This window comes from Marinitoga sp. 1154, assembly GCF_013363285.1.
Classification (GTDB): domain Bacteria; phylum Thermotogota; class Thermotogae; order Petrotogales; family Petrotogaceae; genus Marinitoga.
On sequence record NZ_LBFB01000014.1, the window covers coordinates 13,479 to 31,815 of the forward strand.

Annotated in this window: 17 protein-coding genes and 1 tRNA gene; 5 read left to right on the forward strand and 13 right to left on the reverse strand. The window is 26.7% G+C overall.

The window, feature by feature from the left end:
* Positions 1-3: 3 nt before the first annotated feature.
* The 6 genes from XO12_RS07375 to lgt all read right to left on the reverse strand — a co-directional run bounded on the left by XO12_RS07375 (position 4) and on the right by lgt (position 3,609).
* On the reverse strand, positions 4-630 hold the full coding sequence (locus XO12_RS07375) for a hypothetical protein (RefSeq protein WP_047266401.1): 627 nt from the start codon (positions 628-630) through the stop codon (positions 4-6).
* Positions 631-649: 19 nt separating this feature from the next.
* Positions 650-874 (reverse strand): hypothetical protein, encoded by a 225-nt coding sequence (locus XO12_RS07380; protein ID WP_047266400.1) that lies wholly within the window; start codon positions 872-874, stop codon positions 650-652.
* A gap of 15 nt (positions 875-889) precedes the next feature.
* On the reverse strand, positions 890-1,198 hold the full coding sequence (locus XO12_RS07385; RefSeq protein ID WP_052913263.1) for an STAS domain-containing protein: 309 nt from the start codon (positions 1,196-1,198) through the stop codon (positions 890-892).
* Positions 1,199-1,533: 335 nt separating this feature from the next.
* The gene (locus tag XO12_RS07390; protein ID WP_047266399.1) at positions 1,534-2,301 is read right to left on the reverse strand and encodes a TatD family hydrolase; all 768 of its coding nucleotides are present in this window, start codon (positions 2,299-2,301) and stop codon (positions 1,534-1,536) included.
* A 3-nt stretch (positions 2,302-2,304) separates the two neighbouring features.
* Positions 2,305-2,664: a cupin domain-containing protein gene (locus tag XO12_RS07395; protein WP_047266398.1), complete on the reverse strand. Its 360-nt coding sequence runs from the start codon at positions 2,662-2,664 to the stop codon at positions 2,305-2,307.
* Positions 2,665-2,703: 39 nt separating this feature from the next.
* Positions 2,704-3,609, reverse strand: coding sequence for a prolipoprotein diacylglyceryl transferase (gene lgt / locus XO12_RS07400; protein WP_047266397.1), 906 nt, complete (start codon positions 3,607-3,609; stop codon positions 2,704-2,706).
* A gap of 54 nt (positions 3,610-3,663) precedes the next feature.
* On the opposite strand from lgt, the gene XO12_RS07405 reads away from it, so the two are divergent.
* Positions 3,664-3,739: transfer RNA gene (locus tag XO12_RS07405), tRNA-Gly, on the forward strand.
* On the opposite strand, the gene XO12_RS07410 is transcribed toward XO12_RS07405, so the two are convergent.
* The 7 genes from XO12_RS07410 to XO12_RS07440 form a co-directional block, all read right to left on the reverse strand.
* Positions 3,740-4,993 (reverse strand): hypothetical protein, encoded by a 1,254-nt coding sequence (locus XO12_RS07410; RefSeq protein WP_047266396.1) that lies wholly within the window; start codon positions 4,991-4,993, stop codon positions 3,740-3,742.
* Positions 4,975-7,503, reverse strand: coding sequence for a hypothetical protein (locus XO12_RS07415; protein WP_175420021.1), 2,529 nt, complete (start codon positions 7,501-7,503; stop codon positions 4,975-4,977). Before XO12_RS07415 ends, XO12_RS07410 begins: the two co-directional genes overlap by 19 nt.
* Positions 7,504-7,505: 2 nt before the next feature.
* Positions 7,506-8,363 (reverse strand): polyprenyl synthetase family protein, encoded by an 858-nt coding sequence (locus XO12_RS07420; protein ID WP_175420022.1) that lies wholly within the window; start codon positions 8,361-8,363, stop codon positions 7,506-7,508.
* Positions 8,341-8,883 (reverse strand): bifunctional nuclease family protein, encoded by a 543-nt coding sequence (locus XO12_RS07425; protein ID WP_047266394.1) that lies wholly within the window; start codon positions 8,881-8,883, stop codon positions 8,341-8,343. The genes XO12_RS07420 and XO12_RS07425 overlap by 23 nt, the downstream gene beginning before the upstream one ends.
* A gap of 32 nt (positions 8,884-8,915) precedes the next feature.
* Complete coding sequence (locus tag XO12_RS07430) at positions 8,916-9,662, reverse strand: 1-acyl-sn-glycerol-3-phosphate acyltransferase (RefSeq protein WP_175420023.1); 747 nt, start codon at positions 9,660-9,662, stop codon at positions 8,916-8,918.
* Positions 9,655-10,881, reverse strand: coding sequence for a tRNA uracil 4-sulfurtransferase ThiI (gene thiI / locus XO12_RS07435; protein ID WP_175420024.1), 1,227 nt, complete (start codon positions 10,879-10,881; stop codon positions 9,655-9,657). The genes XO12_RS07430 and thiI overlap by 8 nt, the downstream gene beginning before the upstream one ends.
* A gap of 68 nt (positions 10,882-10,949) precedes the next feature.
* On the reverse strand, positions 10,950-11,798 hold the full coding sequence (locus tag XO12_RS07440; protein WP_156166180.1) for a YitT family protein: 849 nt from the start codon (positions 11,796-11,798) through the stop codon (positions 10,950-10,952).
* Positions 11,799-11,902: 104 nt separating this feature from the next.
* On the opposite strand from XO12_RS07440, the gene XO12_RS07445 reads away from it, so the two are divergent.
* From XO12_RS07445 to ileS, 4 genes are read left to right on the forward strand one after another with little or no spacing between them, the layout of a single operon-like run.
* A complete protein-coding gene (locus tag XO12_RS07445; protein ID WP_175420025.1) occupies positions 11,903-12,370 on the forward strand; it encodes a Mut7-C RNAse domain-containing protein in 468 nt (155 codons plus the stop codon).
* A 23-nt stretch (positions 12,371-12,393) separates the two neighbouring features.
* Complete coding sequence (locus tag XO12_RS07450) at positions 12,394-15,147, forward strand: ATP-binding protein (RefSeq protein WP_175420026.1); 2,754 nt, start codon at positions 12,394-12,396, stop codon at positions 15,145-15,147.
* Between the two features lie 19 nt (positions 15,148-15,166).
* The gene (locus tag XO12_RS07455; protein WP_047266390.1) at positions 15,167-15,523 is read left to right on the forward strand and encodes a response regulator; all 357 of its coding nucleotides are present in this window, start codon (positions 15,167-15,169) and stop codon (positions 15,521-15,523) included.
* Between the two features lie 15 nt (positions 15,524-15,538).
* Complete coding sequence (ileS, locus tag XO12_RS07460) at positions 15,539-18,286, forward strand: isoleucine--tRNA ligase (RefSeq protein ID WP_175420027.1); 2,748 nt, start codon at positions 15,539-15,541, stop codon at positions 18,284-18,286.
* Positions 18,287-18,337: the final 51 nt, after the last annotated feature.

Sequence of the window (18,337 nt, forward strand, 5' to 3'; positions counted from 1 at the left end):
ATTTCACCTCAATGATTTTATTATAATCCACGATATTATAATTAAAATAAATACTAAACTTATTATGGTAAATAATTTATTTTTATTTTTTGTGTAATTAGAAGAATCCGAAAAATGGAAAATAATCATCGTAGAAAAAAACAAAAAAGTAGATAATATATTTATAAACACATTTTTTTGTATTACAAGACTATAATCTTTTATTAAATTATTAGATTTTAAAAACAAATCAATCAACCATACAAAAATTGGAATATAAATACCACCTAATCCTTTTATTGAAGATAAAATACTCAAACTATAAAAAAAAGCAAAAAAAAGTAGCGAACTAAAAAGACCATAAAAATCAGAATTATTTGTTATACCATAATAAATACTTTTTGAAAACAATAAAAAACTTGCTCCAAATATATAATATGACAAATATAAATCAGCTCTTGATACAGGAAGAGTTGACATAAGAGAAAAATTTTTATTTTCAAGTTCTTTTGTAAATAAAGTTGATGCAAATAGTACTGCAAATAAATTTCCTAGATCTCCCGGAAGAAAGAGCAAAATCGAAATAAAAATCAAATAAAACGATTTTTGCCTTAATTCCTTTTCAAAAACAAATTTTAAAGTTTTTAGCATTAATACCCCTCCGATTCAATTATTTTATAGTTAGAACAAATTCAAAGGACGGCATATAATTAATTACAACAAGTATAAAAACTACAAAAAATAAAATCAAATATAACCATTTTCCTTTTTCAAATATCATAGAAAAAACTATTGCTGCTAAAGCTTCTAATACAATAGGAAGAACTGGAATTGAAGAAAAAAATACCCCTAATAAAGAAATCATTATAGCAATAAAAAAAATTAATATTTTCATAAACAAACCTCCTATTTATTTTTGTATATTAAAAACTTCCTGTAGCTTTAATAAGGCAAAAAGTTTTTGAATTTTTTCATCCATATTAATCAATATCAATTCTTTTCCTTTTTCATTTAACTTCTTTTGAAAAGAAATTAGTTGACCAATTCCAGTACTATCTATTGCTGTGAGTCCGGAAAAATCCATTATAATAGTTGTTATATCTTTTTTTCTAATAAATTCAGAAATTTCATTATTAAAATCATGAACATCATAAAGAGTAAATTCTCCTATTAAGCTAATAGTATAAATTTTGTTTCTCTGTTTTTTTAATATTTTCACATTATCCCTCATTTCTCTTTTTTATAATATTATATCATAAAACAAAAATATTAGAACGTCTAAACAAATTCACTCAGACAGCGATTATCCTTAAAATTATTCATTTTCAGCCATCACTCAAACAATAACATCGTGTATTGTTTCGCCGGCATTACATCCATATAATTTTGACGGCTTTCATTCACACTTAGATTTTTTATAAAATCAAAAATATTTAAACCAATACCCGCGGTAGCGTGTACGGACAATCTTCGAGTCTTCGTTTCATTTGAGACTTTTTAGAGAACCTATATTATATCATATCATAAAATAAAAATATAATAGCCGCAAGGCTATTATATTTTTATTCTCTTGAAAAGTTTTTTAGCATTTTCTATAAATATTTCCGATAATTCTTCAGGATTAATATTTTTTATCTCAGCTATTTTTGTTATTATATATTTTGTATAAATAGGATTATTTTTCTTACCTCTAAAAGGGACAGGAGTTAAAAAAGGAGAATCTGTTTCTGGCAATATATATTCAACAGGAGTATTTTTTACAACCTCAACTAATTTATAATTGTTTTTAAATGTAATTGGGCCATCTATTCCAATATAAAAACCTAAATCTAAAAATTTCTTTGCTGTTTTCCAATCAGATGAAAAACAATGAACAACACCTAAATCTTCATTAACTCCTTCATTTACTATTAAATTAAATGCATCATCGTATGCATCCCTGATATGTAAAATCACAGGCAATTTATTTTCTTTAGCCAGATTAAATTGATTTACAAATGAATAATATTGTTCGTTTTTTGTAGTATATTCTCTATAATAATCCAGTCCTATTTCACCTATAGCAACAACTTTTTCATTTTTCGCTAATATATTAATTGTATCAAAATCTTTATTTGATAATTTTTTTGATTCATTGGGATGTATTCCTACAGCACAATATATATTTTTATGATTATCAGCTAATTCTAAAGATTTAAATGAGTTTTCAATATCTATACCAACTTCAATAACAAAATTCACATTATTTTCCTTAAATGATTTTATTATATCTTCTTTATTTTCTATAAGATTCAAATGGCAATGGGTATCTATTAATCTCACTTATTACTCTCCTCCACTTTTTGGTATTACACAAATAAACTGACTTTCACCATCATTTATATTTTTAAACTGATGTTCTACATTCGGCGGAACAAATACAAAATCCCCTTCTTCTGCAACAACGTATTTTTCACCATCAAATACTTCCAATTTCCCTTTTAAAACAAAAACTTCATGTTCCCAATTATGTGAATGCCTTGGGGAATATCCATCTTTTTCCAGAGCAAACAATCTCATCACAAAATTTGGAGCTCCTAATTTATTTCCTATTAATACTCTTTTATGAGCCTTTTTTACTTTTATACCATCGTCATATGTAATTGGTTCAATATCCATAGCTTTTCCTATATATGCCTTTTTCATATTTTCCCTCCTTAATTAGTGAATATTTCTTGTCTAATTTTAATGTGATTTTTTGATACTTGTTTTTGAAGATACAGCTTGTTTTTTTAAATAAAAGTATAAAAATACTCCAAATATTATAAATAAAATGCTTATTAATACTGCAACTTTCATTCCTAAAAACATTAGTGAATCTGTTCTTAAAATCTCTATAAATGCTCTTCCTAAAGAATATAAAATTAAATACAACGATATTATTTCTCCATCAAATTTCTTTTTGTTTCTTGCATAATAAAATAAAAATAAAAATATTACCAGATCCCATATAGATTCATACAAAAACGTCGGATGAAAATATTTAAAATTTTCATATCCAGGCATTCTGAATGAATATGGTATATACATTTTCCAGGGCAAGTCGGTAGGACTACCATATGCTTCATAATTGAAAAAGTTGCCCCATCGACCAATTGCCTGCCCTAACGGAAGAACATGAGCCATTAAATCAAGCCCTTTTAAAAAATTAAAGGTAAGGTTTTTTTTCATCTTAGTATATAAAAATACAGAAAGTAACGCTCCCAAAATACCTCCATGAATCGCCAAGCCACCATGCCATGTTTTAAATATTTCTGAAAAAGGTAACTTTGAATATATATCCCAATTAAATATAACGTAATATAATCTAGCACCGATAATAGCAAAAATAAGACCGATTATAATAGCATTAAATAAATCATTTTCAGAAATATTCCATTTTTTTGCAGTATCATTCGCTAAAAAAATGCTCAAAAATACTCCTGTAGCTATCAATAAACCATACCATCTAATTTGAAAAGGTCCAATTGATATTAATACTGGATTTAAAATTAAATTTCCAGAAAACACTTTTGGCAATAAAAATATTAATAAAATAAACATAATAGGGATGGAAATTAGTAGTGTAATTTTAAATAATTTATCCTGCATACTAGACCCCCTTGAAATTTTTTTTGAAAAATGGTATAATACTTTATTGTGAATGCGGGTGTAGCTCAGTTGGTAGAGCATCAGCTTCCCAAGCTGAGGGTCGCGGGTTCGAGTCCCGTCGCCCGCTCCATCATTCTATCATTAAAGAATCTCTGTTTTTCTCCGCAAAAATTTCTTTGAAAATATTGTGCAAATCTCCTTTTGAAAATAATCCTCCTTTCTTTTTAACTTCCTCGTCTATTTTATCTAAACTTCCTAAACCTTTAATATTAGATACAATTATGCTTCCTTCAGGTTCAGACATTATTTTATTATATTTAGTGATAACATCAATATTTGGTTTAATTGTTTCAATTTCATCCAGGCTTGTCATTTTTTCTTTTTGAATAAATGATTCGATATTTTCATCCTCTACATTGTTTTCAATTTCAATATTATCATTAACCTCTTTTATCTCTTCATTTTCTATCTCCTCAGAAATTGTTTCGTCCTTAGTATTTTCAGATTCGTTCATTTCACCTTTAACAGTTTTATGAACTTCTTCCTCTTCCAATACATCTTCTATATCTATATTAATATCTTCAGTTGAAGCTTCATCTAACAATTCATCAACATTTATTTCTTCGAGATTTGTTTCAATTGCTTGTAAAGTTTCTCTTTGGTTAATTTGTTCAAAATTCTCATTATTTTCATCATCTTCAATATCCATTTTCTTTTTCATTTTTTCATATTCATCCCATAACTCTTCTAATTCGTCAATTTTTACTTCCAATATTTCTTCTACCGGAATAGAAGGTTCTTCTTCACTGGGTTCTTCAATTCTAACAATATCATCAATATTTCCTTTTATAGGTTGACTTGTAACAAATGAATATTTTCTAAAAACAAAAAAGTAAATCAAAAATCCCATTATTATCACAATTAGCAATATAACAAAAGCTACAATAATGTAATAAATAACTCCTATTTTTAAATTATTATTAGACGTTGATTCTGTCGATTGTACAGTAGAATCTAATTTCAAAGATTTAAAATGCAAATCTTCACGAATATTTCCAGCCTCAATACTTTTTAATGCAAGAGAAACCTTTGGATCGTCAGTATAATACTTTAAATATTTCTTTGCTTCGTCATATTTTCTTAAATAAAATTTTGTCCACCCTAACATATATCTTATATCAGGATACTTTATTTCTATTTCAGCAGAAAATTTTAATGCTGTTTCAAAAAAAAGCTCTGCGCTTTTATAATTTCCAGTTTGAAAAGCGCTTTTACCATTAAAATAATATACTTCAGCTTTATCTAAAAAGGTTTGAGAAAAACTTATTAATGTTGTAAATAAAAACAGAATGAAAAAAAGCTTTTTTAGTAATCTGTTATCCATAATTCAAATCCCCTATCTTTTTTTATCAAAAGTAAAAAAGAATCTTTTTTATAAGTAGCTACATCTATTATATTATAATCTGAAATTGATTGGTATTTTCCAGGAAAAATTTTATTTTCCAAATCAATATACGTCACATAATTTCTGTCAAAAACCCATAATCTATTATTATTTTCAATCAATTTGAATTTGCCAACATCAGTATTACCAAGTATTTGAACTTTATGATTCTTTGTATTATAAACTATTAATTTATAATCAGAAGTTAATAAATATATATAATATGATTGGGAATAATAATCTGTAAAATAACCAAAATCGGTATTTATTATATTTTTAATTCCATTTTTGGTTATAACTGTTTCCCATTTGTCTTTTGTCCTTTTTAATATTTTATCTCCCAATACCAAGTAAAAATTATTATTTAAAACTTTTAAAGAATTAAATATCACTTTATCAGCTATAAGATTATTATTTTCATAAATTTTGGCTAATCCATTACTATAATCAACATATATATATTTTCTTATCTCTGGTAAATAAAAAACATTATCATGTATATTAAAATCAATATTTCTTATCTTTATAAATTCATAAGAACTATTATCAATAGCATATATTCCATCATTAGTCGTTATATACAATCTATTTTTATACTCAAGACTTCCGAGAACATTTTTATTTAAAATATTATTTCCATCAGTATCAAATACACCTTTATTTGATGCTATCAATATATTTCCATTCAAATTGTATATTTTACCATATATTATATTTTCCAAATATAATAATTGTTCTGAAAAATTCAACAGTTTAATATTTTCATAATTTTGAGGTTTTTCAAAGATTTTAGAAATTTCTTCTTTTTTTAATTTTTCTTTCACTTTTGTTTCTTCAATTGCTTTTTTGGTTTCAGGAAAACTGTCATCCTTTATTTCTGGAACAGCTACTTTTTGTATTCCAAGCGATAAATTTTTTTGTAATATTTTCAGAACATCATTATCAGAAAATAGTTTGTTATATGGTATTTCAAATGTATAAAATTTAGCTCCATCCAATTTAGCACTTTCAATAGTCACAAGACCATCACCATAACCATTTATGAATTCTGGATAAAACGTTGCTAATTTTGTATTTTTTATATGAATATTTATATCAGGAATGGTTCCAGTATAAATATAATATTTTATATCCTTTCTTCTGGGTAAAGTATTTATTTTTTTTATAAAATCAGAGTCTGGCAAAAGTTCTTTGTAATACGCAGAAATAAGATCCATTTTAGAAGAAATATTCAAAAATAAAGAATTATATTCTTCTTTATTTAATCCATAAGTCAACTCTATAATTTCTGGACTTTTTTTATAAATTATATTAAAATAAATGGGATTTACTGTATTTATTCCCTTATTTGGCGGTGAGAACATACTAATAGTTCTAACATTTTTTATTTCAGGATGTTTTTCTAAAGCATAACGCACAATCAAACTTCCTATCCCCTGTGTAATTATGTCAAATTGTTTATTTTGTTTTGTTTTTAACTCAAGTGCAAATCTTTCTGCTTCAAATTCAAGATAACTATTTGAACCAGTTCTGATAAAATAACCAAAAAAAGCGTCCATATAACTCTTAGGTTTTGTTTCCAATAATGGATATTTATAATACCATATAGTTCTGTTAGGAAAATACAAACTCCAGACATTTTCACCATATATATTATTTATAGACTGTGTATTTGGTACGAACCCCAAAAAATTGTTATCTACACCTGGCACCAATAAAAGATCAGGCTCTAGAGATGGCGGTTTTTCAATTAAAGTTTTTAAACCAAAGGAAACTTCTTTTGGTGCAGGATCAACATACAATCCGAATTTAGAAAAATGGAATGTATTAGCCTGAACCACATATGTACCCAATGATTCATCTTTAAAAATTTCACAACCAGATAATTTTTTTATAATAGGAGGATCGTCATCCGATGCATACATTATAGAAAAATTATTGAATGAATCACCATAATAAAGATCCATGGGAATACGATATTTTATTTTTATTGGTTTTAATGAAGATTCTTCTTTATTATCATCAGGAATTATTGTATAAATAGGTCCATAAAAATTGCCCATAGTTTTTAGATTTTGATATTCAGCAGAATTTTCTTTTAAAGGTCTTATTGTAAATGTTTTTTTATATTGAAAAGCATCTGGTGGAACATATAAAAATAAATTTGATATGGAAGCTGATTTTGCATTTCTTTCTATTTTTAATTTCCTTGTAGCAAAACGTGGTATTATTAAAAAAGAACCTATAAATATTAAAATAATAAGCAAAAAACCTCCAAGCATTTTTATCTTTTTTTTTCTTTCAAGATGCTTGAAGTTTTTAATGTTATATAACAGATTATTTATCAACTTTTTAAAGTTAATATTTTTTAATCCACCAAAAATCTTTCTAAAGTCTATTTTTCTTTTTTTCTCGATTTTTTCTTTTTTTTCTTTTTTCTTTTTTGCCATATCTATTTCCTTTCAATAATAGATTTTATTTCTTCTAAATATTCGATGAATTTGAAAATTTTTAATTCTGAAAGTATAGACAATGTTTCTTTAAATAAACTATCAGCATATTTTTTTGCTTCCATAACAGAAAAAATATTTAAAAAGGTAATTTTATTTATATCATTATTCAAGTTCTTGCCAACTTCTTCAAAATTTCCAAATTTATCCTTTATATCATCATATATTTGAAAAGATACCCCAAAATTTTCTCCAGCAATTTTTAATAACTTAAAATCATCATTTTTATTGAGTATCAGTGGAATACACGCAAAAGAAAATTCAAATAAAGAAGAAGTTTTTTTTACATACATTTTTTTTATATCATCTTTTGAAGGATTAAGCAACTTTTTCTCAAAGGCCACATCTAATGCTTCACCTTCAATAAGATTTAACAGTGTTTCTGAAAAAAAACTATTTAATAAATAAGACTCATTAATATCAAAATCAGAAAATAATTTAAATGGTAAAATAAAACCAAGATCTCCTGTCAAAATAGCTTGCCATTCACTAAATTTTTTATGATTTGTTTTATTTCCACGACGATATTCGCTATTATCTATTGCAGGTAAATCATCATGGATTAATGAAGCTGTATGAATAATTTCAATTATAAAACCTATTTTTAGAAGTTTTTCTTCATCCACATTATAATATCGACCAATATTGTAAATTATCCATGGACGTAATCTTTTCCCACCAGAAAAGAAAGAATATTCAAGAGGTTTTTTTATTATATCGTCTATATCTAAAAATATAAAAAATCGTTTTGATTTTCTATCAAAAAATTCCTTAAAATCATTTATTTTCATTATCTTCATTCCCTTCATCGAAAAAATGTTTCTTTATTGTATCAATGTCAAAATTTTCAAGAAAATCTTTGAATTCTTTTCTTTTGATTTCAGAATCTTCATTATATTGATCATCAATTGGTATAAAAGAAAGATCTATTCCATTATCCATAACAACTTTATCTCTTACATATATTGGAATTTGATTTTTTACAGCTAAAATTATAGCATCAGATGGTCTTGAATCAAAAGTAATAATATCTTCATCTTTTTCTAAATAAATTGTTGAATAATAGATATCATTTTTCATATCAGTTATTTCAATTTTTTTTAAAAAATAATTTTCTTTTTCTAAAATATTTAATAGAAGATCATGTGTTAACGGCCTTGGAGTTTCCTGATTATTTATAGCCAATGCCAGATAAGTCGCTTCACAGGCTCCGATCCAGATAGGAATACCTATGTGCGTATGTTCTATTCTTAAAAACACAACTGGAGAATTTGAAACCTTATCCAACCCCATAGTTATAACGTCCACTTTCTTAAACATAAAACCACTTCCTTTAAACAGAAAAAAATAATTTAATTTACTTCTTTTGATAACAATTGATATATATAATCTCTCAAAGACTCTTCATTTTCAAAATTTTTTGGATTAATCGGTTCAAAGATCCTCACTTTTATCTCATGTGGAGTTAGAAAATAGTCTCCTTTTTTTATTATTTGATATGTCCCATCAATAGATACTGGAATAATTTTAATTCCATATCGATATGGTATCATTAAAGATCCTTTCTTAAATGGTTTGACTTTTCCATCTAAGGTTCGCGTGCCTTCTGGAAAAAGCGCTAATTTATTTCCATTATTCAATTTTTTCTTTAATTCTCTAAGTGCTTTTGCAGCTTGAGATGGATTTTTCCTATCAATAAAAACTGATCCTAAAGCTTTTATATAAGATGAAATTATAGGTGCTTTCTCCAGTTCTTTTTTTGCAATAAATCCTACTGGATGCACATAGCCAATAATCAAAGGTATATCAAGCAGACTTTGATGATTGGCCACAATAATATAAGGTTCATCTTCTAACTTGTTTAAATCATAATCACTTTTTACAATAACACTTATTCCCATTAATTTAAAGGATCTCTCACCAAATTTCGAAACTACCTTTCTTAAAAAAACATCAGCTTTTTTTTCACCTGATATTATTTTAACTATTTTCGAAATTAATAAGACTAATGATCCATATATAACAACATATCCAAAAAAACCTATATAAAACCATATGGTTAATATTATCTGTTTTAATAATAATACAAATTTACTCATTATTTAATCCCTCTTTTTCTGAAAAAACATAATTATCAATAATACTACCATTTTTTATAATATAAACAAGACTATTATTTAATGCATTCAACTCTAAAGTTTTTATATCTTCAATTTTATTTTCCATTAACTTTATTTTATCCACAAATGATTTGGTTGCAGGACTCTTAGGTAAAAACGCAACACAACTATCTTTATAAGGAAGAATTGAAATATCATAAGTGCCTATTTCTTTAGACTTTCTAACAATATCAAGTTTTTCATATCCTATTAACGGCCTCAAAATCAGCATATCTGTAGCTTCAGATATAGTAATCATATTTTCCAGTGTTTGCGACGCTACCTGTCCTAAATTTTCACCTGTGATCAATGCAGCACTTCCCGTATGCCATGCAAGTTTTGAAGCTATTCTCAACATAGATCTTCTTTGCATTATCAAAGAATAACTATCTTTTTTCAATTTTTTTATAGCCATTTGTACTTCAGTAAACGGTATTATATAATGATAAAAATTAAATGGATAGAATTCACTTAATTTTTTACTTAACTCTAATAATTTAAAAATTGTTTTTTCCCCATTACTTGGTGGACTATAAAATGATATAGCATTTAATTTTAATCCTCTCTTCATCATAGTCCATGCAGCAACAGGACTATCAATTCCACCAGATAACATAATACTTGCTTTTCCACCTGCACCAACTGGATATCCGGCAAAACATTCGATATTTTCAAAATATACAAACGAAAGTTCCTGCCTTATTTCAACTTTAATTAAATATTCAGGTTTATGAACATCAACTGTTAGCTTATTAAACTCATTAAGTATATCTTCTCCTAATTTTTTATTTAAATCAAAACTTCTAATAGGAAAAGACTTATCGGTTCGTCTTGCATCTATTTTAAATGTTCCACTTTCCACATGATTCTCTTTTAATAACCATATAATTTTATTTTTGATATCATTATAGTCCTTTTCGACCTCAATAGCAGGCGAAATGGATTTAATTCCGAATACCTTTTTTAAAGAATATAGCATTTTTTTGTCTATTTTTATATTATCTTTTGGGAATACTATAATTCGGCCATAAATTTTTTTTACTTTTACGCTATGATTTAACTGAAGAACGATATTGTTCATTAATTTACTTTCAAATATCTTTCTATTTTTCCCTTTGGTACCTATTTCACTGTATTTTATAACAACAAAATCATACATATTTCTTCCTCCTCTATTATACTATAATTTTCATTATATAAAAAATTATTACATTTTAACAAAAAATCTTATATCCTTAATTGTTCAAATCCCTGACCAAAAACACCTGCAGCAGAAGACATTGAAATAAATGCATTTTTATCATATTTTTTTATAATTTTTAATACTATAGGTAATTCTTTTCTTTTTATTATAGTCAATATAATATTCTTATTTTCCTTTGTATACCAACCTGTTCCCTGGATTACGGTAACTCCCCTTCCAAGAGTTTCTGTGATTTCATCTGCTATATAGCCATAAAATTCTGAAAAAATAAACAATTGAACAGAAGACTTTTTTCCTTCTAATACAAGATCAGTAGCATAACCTGCTATTGCCATAGTTACATAACCATAAATGATTTTTTCAAAAGAACCAAAAATAAAAATAGAGCTTCCAATAATTATTATATCAAATAAAAACATAGTTCTTCCAGGGCTGATATTTCTAAATTTGTTAATAATCATAACTATTATTTCTGTTCCACCTGTGGTTCCACCAGCAAGAAATACTATGCCTACTCCACTACCCAATAATATTCCACCAATTACAGTAGATAAAAATTGATCGTATATAATTGGAGAATGGAAATAATTTTGTAAAATTGTAATAAATAGTGATGAACTTAAAATTCCATATGTTGTTTTAAATCCAAATGATTTACCAATAATTTTCATTGCAATATAAAGAAGAACAATATTCATTAATAAATAACTAATGCCAACCGGGATACCTGTAATATAGTATATCATAGTACCGACTCCACTTAAACCCCCACCAACAATTTTCCAGGGTATTAAAAACAAAGTCCATCCTATTGCATTAATAAATGTGCCAATTGTAATAAGTAAAAGTTCTTTTATCATTTCTATTTTCAATTCGGTTGCCTCCTTCAAATAAAATCCACCTAATTATATCAAAATAATTTTAATTTATTGGTATTATTGTTAAAAATTTAAGATTTTTATAGTATAATATTCTTATGAATGAAAATTTTATTCTTGATATGCCATTGGGAAAATTAGCTAAAAAACTGAGAATTTTAGGATTTAATACAATATATTATAATAATATTACATATGATGAACTGGAAAAAATAGTTTCCAAAAATAGTAATTATATAGTTTTAACTAAAAGCACGAAATTTTATGAATCATTATACAATAAATATAATATCTTATTCATAAAATCTGAGAATTGGAAATCACAATTAAGATTTTTAGTAATGAAACTAAAGCTAAAAATAAATATTTCAAAAATGTTTTCAAGATGTATAATTTGTAATTCTAAACTTATTCAAGTGGAAAAAGAAAACTACAGAGAATTTATTCCAGATTATGTATATTTAACCATAAATAATTTTAAATACTGCAAACATTGTAAAAAAGTATATTGGAGAGGAACACATGTTGAGAATATGATAAAAGATTTATTTAAAATACTTAAATAATGTAATATTTGGAGAGTGATTAAATGATAAATGAATTATTAAAAAATTTTTCAAATGAAAATCCTTCAAATTTATTAAAAGCCGTATTGAATGATACAGCAAAAACTTTATCTCAAAAATTTAAAACAGATATTTATATATTTATTCATGAACCTCCAAGGAATTTAATCAAATTATTTGGAGTTTCAAAAAATTGTGACGTTGTTGAAAAATTTAAAATTTATTTTTCAGATAATAAAGGATTATATGAAAACTTACTTAACAAAAAAATTGCTACAATTACAATAGAAAAATTTGAAGAATTACAATGTCTAAATATAGAAAGTTTATATCTAATTCCCATTGTTTTGAATAATTCTTTAATAGGTGTGTTTGCTGTGTCAAAAGAATTAAATGAAAGTGAAATAAAAAAATTCTATGATGAAACAGAAAGTTATGGTATTATTTTGAAATTAACCATGGAATTCCTTGTTTTAGAAGAGACTAGAAATAGATTAGAATATATAGAAGAAATTACAGACCTATTTGAAAACATATTAGATGAAAACAAATTAGTAAAAAAAATTTCAGATACAATAAAAAATATGCTACATGCACAAGGGGTATTGTTCTGGAAAACTGAAGGAAACAAATTAATTTTAAAAGAATTTTCAGGCTTTTCTGATGGTGACATAACAAAAAATATATTGGATGATTTTCATTCACTTGAGGGGTTATGCAAAAAAAACAGAAATCCTTTTCTGGTTGTGGGAAAAAGTAGATTTGAAAATTTTGACATCCCTTTAAAAACAGAAGTGTTATCCGCATTATATGCTCCAATAATAATAGATAATATAGATTATGGTGTAATTAGCGTTTATAATAGAGAGGAAGGATTTGGGTTTAGACCGTATAAACATTTTGATACCTTTGATTTATCATCATTAAGAAATATTACCAGAAGACTTGGATTGGCTCTCAGTAGAATATATTTGTATGATAAATTAAAGGATGAAATAGAAAAATTAATTACTTTGAAAAAAAATCACGAAAATTTAATTAAAGTACAGAGAGAACACCTTGATAAATTGAATTCATTGCATAAAATAAGTCAGGCAGTTAGATCCACATTTGATAAAAATAATGCAATTAAAATAATGTTAATGGGGCTTACAAGCGTTAGAGGATTGAAATTTAACAGAGCGTTATATTTGGAAAGAGATAGATTAAAAGGTGTTCTGGTTCCGAAAATATGGGTTGGTCCATCTGATGATGAGGATGTTAATGCAATATGGAAAGAAGCTAATAAAAGAGCTTTGAAATATGGAGATATTGTTCAGTATTTAAGAGAAGAAGCTATACAATTACCCTCTAATAACAAACTGACACAAACTGTTAAAAATAAACTTATAGTTTATAAAGGTCAGACTATTTTGGAAAGAGCCGTTACAAAAAAACACATAATACATGTTGTTCCTCAAATGATAAAACTAAAAAATGATGAATTACGATATTTACATGAAATTATAAAATATGAAGAATTTGTAATAATCCCCATCACCGGAAAATGGGAAACAAAGGGAATAGTAATTGCTGATAATAAATTTACAGGAAAAGAAATAACAGCAGTCGATATTGAGATATTGAGATTATTTCAGGATAGTATAGGATTATCTATTGAAACTATTGAAAATTATGGTGAATTAAAAGAGAAAACAAAATCTCTTGAAGAGCAAAAAAATTTAATAGATTTTTATAGAAGATTTAATGAAAACATTTTACAAAATCTAGCTCTTGCAGTTATAGTAATAGATAGAAAAGGAAAAATATTAGAGTGGAATAAAAAAGCAGAATTATTTTTTGACAAAACTAGAGAACAAATCGTTGGAGAAAGCACTGAAATATTAAAAGAAAAACTTGGCGTAGATGTTATAAATTCTATTGAAAGTGTATTTTTTACACGTGAAGAGATGAAAATGCCAAAATATATTATTAATCACGGTAATAACGAAAGAGTATTTGATATTCAATTAGCACCATTATGGAATAGAGATCTTGATGTAATAGAAGGAGTCATCGTTACATTTGATGATGTAACTGAAAATTATAAAATGGAAAGAGAAATTGCAAAAAGAGAGAAATTAGCTGCAATAGGTGAAATGACTGCACGTGTTGCTCACGAAATAAAAAATCCACTTACTATAATAGGCGGTTTTGTCAACAGAATGATGAAAAAATTGGACCAACCTGAAAAAATAAAACAATATTCACAAATTATTATGGACGAATTATCGCATTTAGAAAGTATTGTTTCAGAAATTTTAGAATTTAGCAGAGGAAGTAAAATACCTACATTTGAAATAGTAAATATAAATAAAATGATAGATGATATATTGATTATGTATCAAGATTTTTTTTACCAAAAAAATTTAGAGTTGCAATTTGAAAAAATGTTTGATAAAATAGAGGTAAAATGTGATAGAAGCCGAATTAAACAGGTATTAATAAATTTAATTAAAAATGCTATTGAAGCTACAAATGAAAAAAATTATATACATATTAAAACCGGTATAGAAAATGATTTTGTTTTTTTTCAAATTGAAAACAATGGTTCTCCAATTCCACAAGATGAGCAAAATAAAATTTTTTCACCTTTTTTTACAACCAAAGTACAGGGAACAGGCTTGGGATTACCTATTTGTAAAAAAATAATAGAAGAAGAACATAAAGGTAAACTTTATTTAGTAAAATCAGATGAACAATCAACCATTTTCCGTTTTGAATTACCGTTAAATTAATTTTTGGGAGGGGTTATATATGGCAAGAATATTGATTGTCGATGATGAAGATAATATTAGGCTACTTTTAAAGGAAGAACTAGAGGATATGGGTTATGAAGTAACCGATGCCAATTGTGCTAAAAAAGCATTGGAAATATTATCTAAAGATCAGAATTTTGACATTATTTCGCTTGATATAGAAATGCCTGAAATGAATGGATTAGAATTAGCTGCAGAAATAAGAAAAAAGTATCCCGATAAAAAAATAGTATTAATGACAGCATATAGTCATTATAAAAGCGATATGGCATCGTGGGCCGCAGATGCTTATGTGGTAAAATCATTGGATTTAACAGAATTCAAAGACACAATAAATAGACTTTTACAATTATAGTGGAGGTGCTTTACATTGGATTATAAAGATACATTAAATTTGCCAAAAACGAGTTTTAAAATGAAAGCGAATTTAAAAACAAAAGAACCGGAAACACTTAAAAAATGGGAAAAAATGAATCTTGAACACTATATTAGAAAAGAAAGAGAAAATGCTCCTACATATATTTTGCATGATGGTCCTCCATATGCGAATGGCCATATTCATATTGGGCACGCTTTAAATAAGGTTTTAAAAGATATTATAATAAAGTATAAAACTATGAAAGGATATAATGCACCATATGTTCCAGGATGGGATACACATGGATTGCCAATAGAACATAAAGTTACAACCGATTTAGGTGAAAAAGCAAAAACAATGTCAAAACTCGAAATAAGGAAATTATGTGAAGATTATGCTTTAAATTTTGTAAATATACAAAAGGAAGAATTTAAAAGACTTGGTATAAGAGGAGATTGGGAAAACCCTTATGTTACATTAAAACCTGAATATGAAGCAAAAGTTTTGGAAATCCTCAAAAAAATGGTAGAAGACGGTAATGTTTTTAGAAATAAAAAACCTATATATTGGTGCCCGAGTTGTGAAACAGCATTAGCTGAAGCTGAAATAGAATATCATGATCACACATCACACTCTATATATGTTAAATTCGAGTTAGAAGATGAACCAAATACATATGTTGTTATATGGACAACAACTCCATGGACATTGCCTGCAAATGTAGCAATAGCATTGCATCCAGATTTTGATTATGTAAAAGTACAGGTAGGAAATGAAAAATGGATTTTAGCAAAAGGTCTTATGGAAAATCTACTGAATATTGCAGGTGTTAAAGATTATGAAATCTTAGAGGAATTTAAAGGAAAAGATTTAGAATACAAAAAAGCGAAACATCCATTCATGAATAGAGAATCACTAATAGTATTAGCTGATTACGTAACACTTGAAGATGGTACTGGTTGTGTTCATACTGCCCCAGGTCATGGTGCAGAAGACTATCAAACAGGGTTAAAATATAAATTACCTGTATTGTCTCCTGTAAATCACAAAGGAATATTTACAGATGAAGCAGGAAAATATAAAGGATTACATATATGGAAAGCAAATAAAATTATAATAAATGATTTAAGGGAATCCGGACATCTAATAGCTCAAACAGACATAAGGCATTCTTATCCTCATTGCTGGAGATGTAAAAATCCAGTTATATTTAGGGCAACAGAGCAATGGTTTATTTCTGTTGATAAAAATAATTTGAGAGAAAAAGCTTTAGATGAAATTAAAAAAGTCAAATGGATTCCTGACTGGGGTGAAAATAGAATAACAGCAATGGTACAGGACAGACCAGATTGGTGTATCTCAAGGCAAAGAGCCTGGGGAATTCCTATCCCTGCATTATACTGTGAGGATTGTGGTGAAACCTATATAGATCCTATTGTTATGGATAAAGTTATTGAAATAGTTGAAAAAGAGGGTACAAATACTTGGTATGAAAGAAATGTCAAAGACTTTTTGCCAGAAGGTTATAAATGTAAAAAATGTGGTGGAACTCACTTTAAAAAAGAAGAAGATATTCTGGATGTATGGATAGATTCAGGTTCCTCGTGGGATGCTGTTGTTAATGTACGAAAGGATTTAAATAAATATCCTGTAGATTTATATTTAGAAGGCACAGATCAACACAGAGGTTGGTTCCAGAGTTCCTTATTTTTATCTGTTGCTAAAAACGGAATAGCACCATATGAAACAGTATTAACACATGGATTTATTAAAGATAAAGATGGAAGGAAAATGTCTAAATCATTAGGAAATGTAATAAGCCCATTTGACGTAATTGAAAAATATGGCGCTGATATATTAAGATTATGGGTTGCTTCAAGTGATTATAGAGGAGATATAAGGGTATCATTTGATATATTAAAACAACAAACCGAAGTATATAGAAAATATAGAAATACTATAAGATTCTTATTAGGAAATACATCGGATTTTGATCCACAAAGCGATTCTGTTCCATATGAAAAAATGGAAGAACTTGATAAATGGGCTATGATGAAGATTCACCAACTTATTGAAAAAGTTACAGAAGCTTATGAAAATTATGAATTCTTCAGGGTACATCATTTGATTAATAAATTCTGTACAGTTGAGATGAGTTCAATTTATCTTGACATTATAAAAGATAGAATATATACGGAATTGCCAAAATCAAAATTAAGAAGATCCGCACAAACAGTTATGTATGAAGCATTAGTTGTATTGACAAAATTGATGGTTCCATTACTTGCATTTACAACCGAAGAAATATACTCTTATTTACCAACAAAAAAATATGAAACTGTACAACTTGAAAAATGGCCTGAAGTAAACATGAATTATATAGACAAAAAACTTGAAGAAAAATGGAACAAAATATTCCAGTTAAGAGAAGACGTTACAAAAGCTTTAGAAGAAAAAAGAAGAGAAAAATTTATTGGTCATCCCTTAGATGCTAAAATAATAGTTGAACCAAAATCCCCAGAATTAAAGGAAATCTTAAATGAATATGACCCATATTTTATAGCTGATTTATTTATTACATCTCAATTTGAATTAGGAACTGTTGATGAAGGATTTGAAGGGGAATATTCAAAAGTGAAAGTTGTAAAGGCAGAAGGAAAAAAATGTGAGAGATGTTGGAAAATACATCCAGAAGTTGGTAAAAACGAAAAATATCCAGATGCATGTCCTAGATGTGTAAATGTGTTAGAACAATTATAATATAAAACTCCCCTTTACGGGGAGTTTTATATTATATATATATGTATTTGA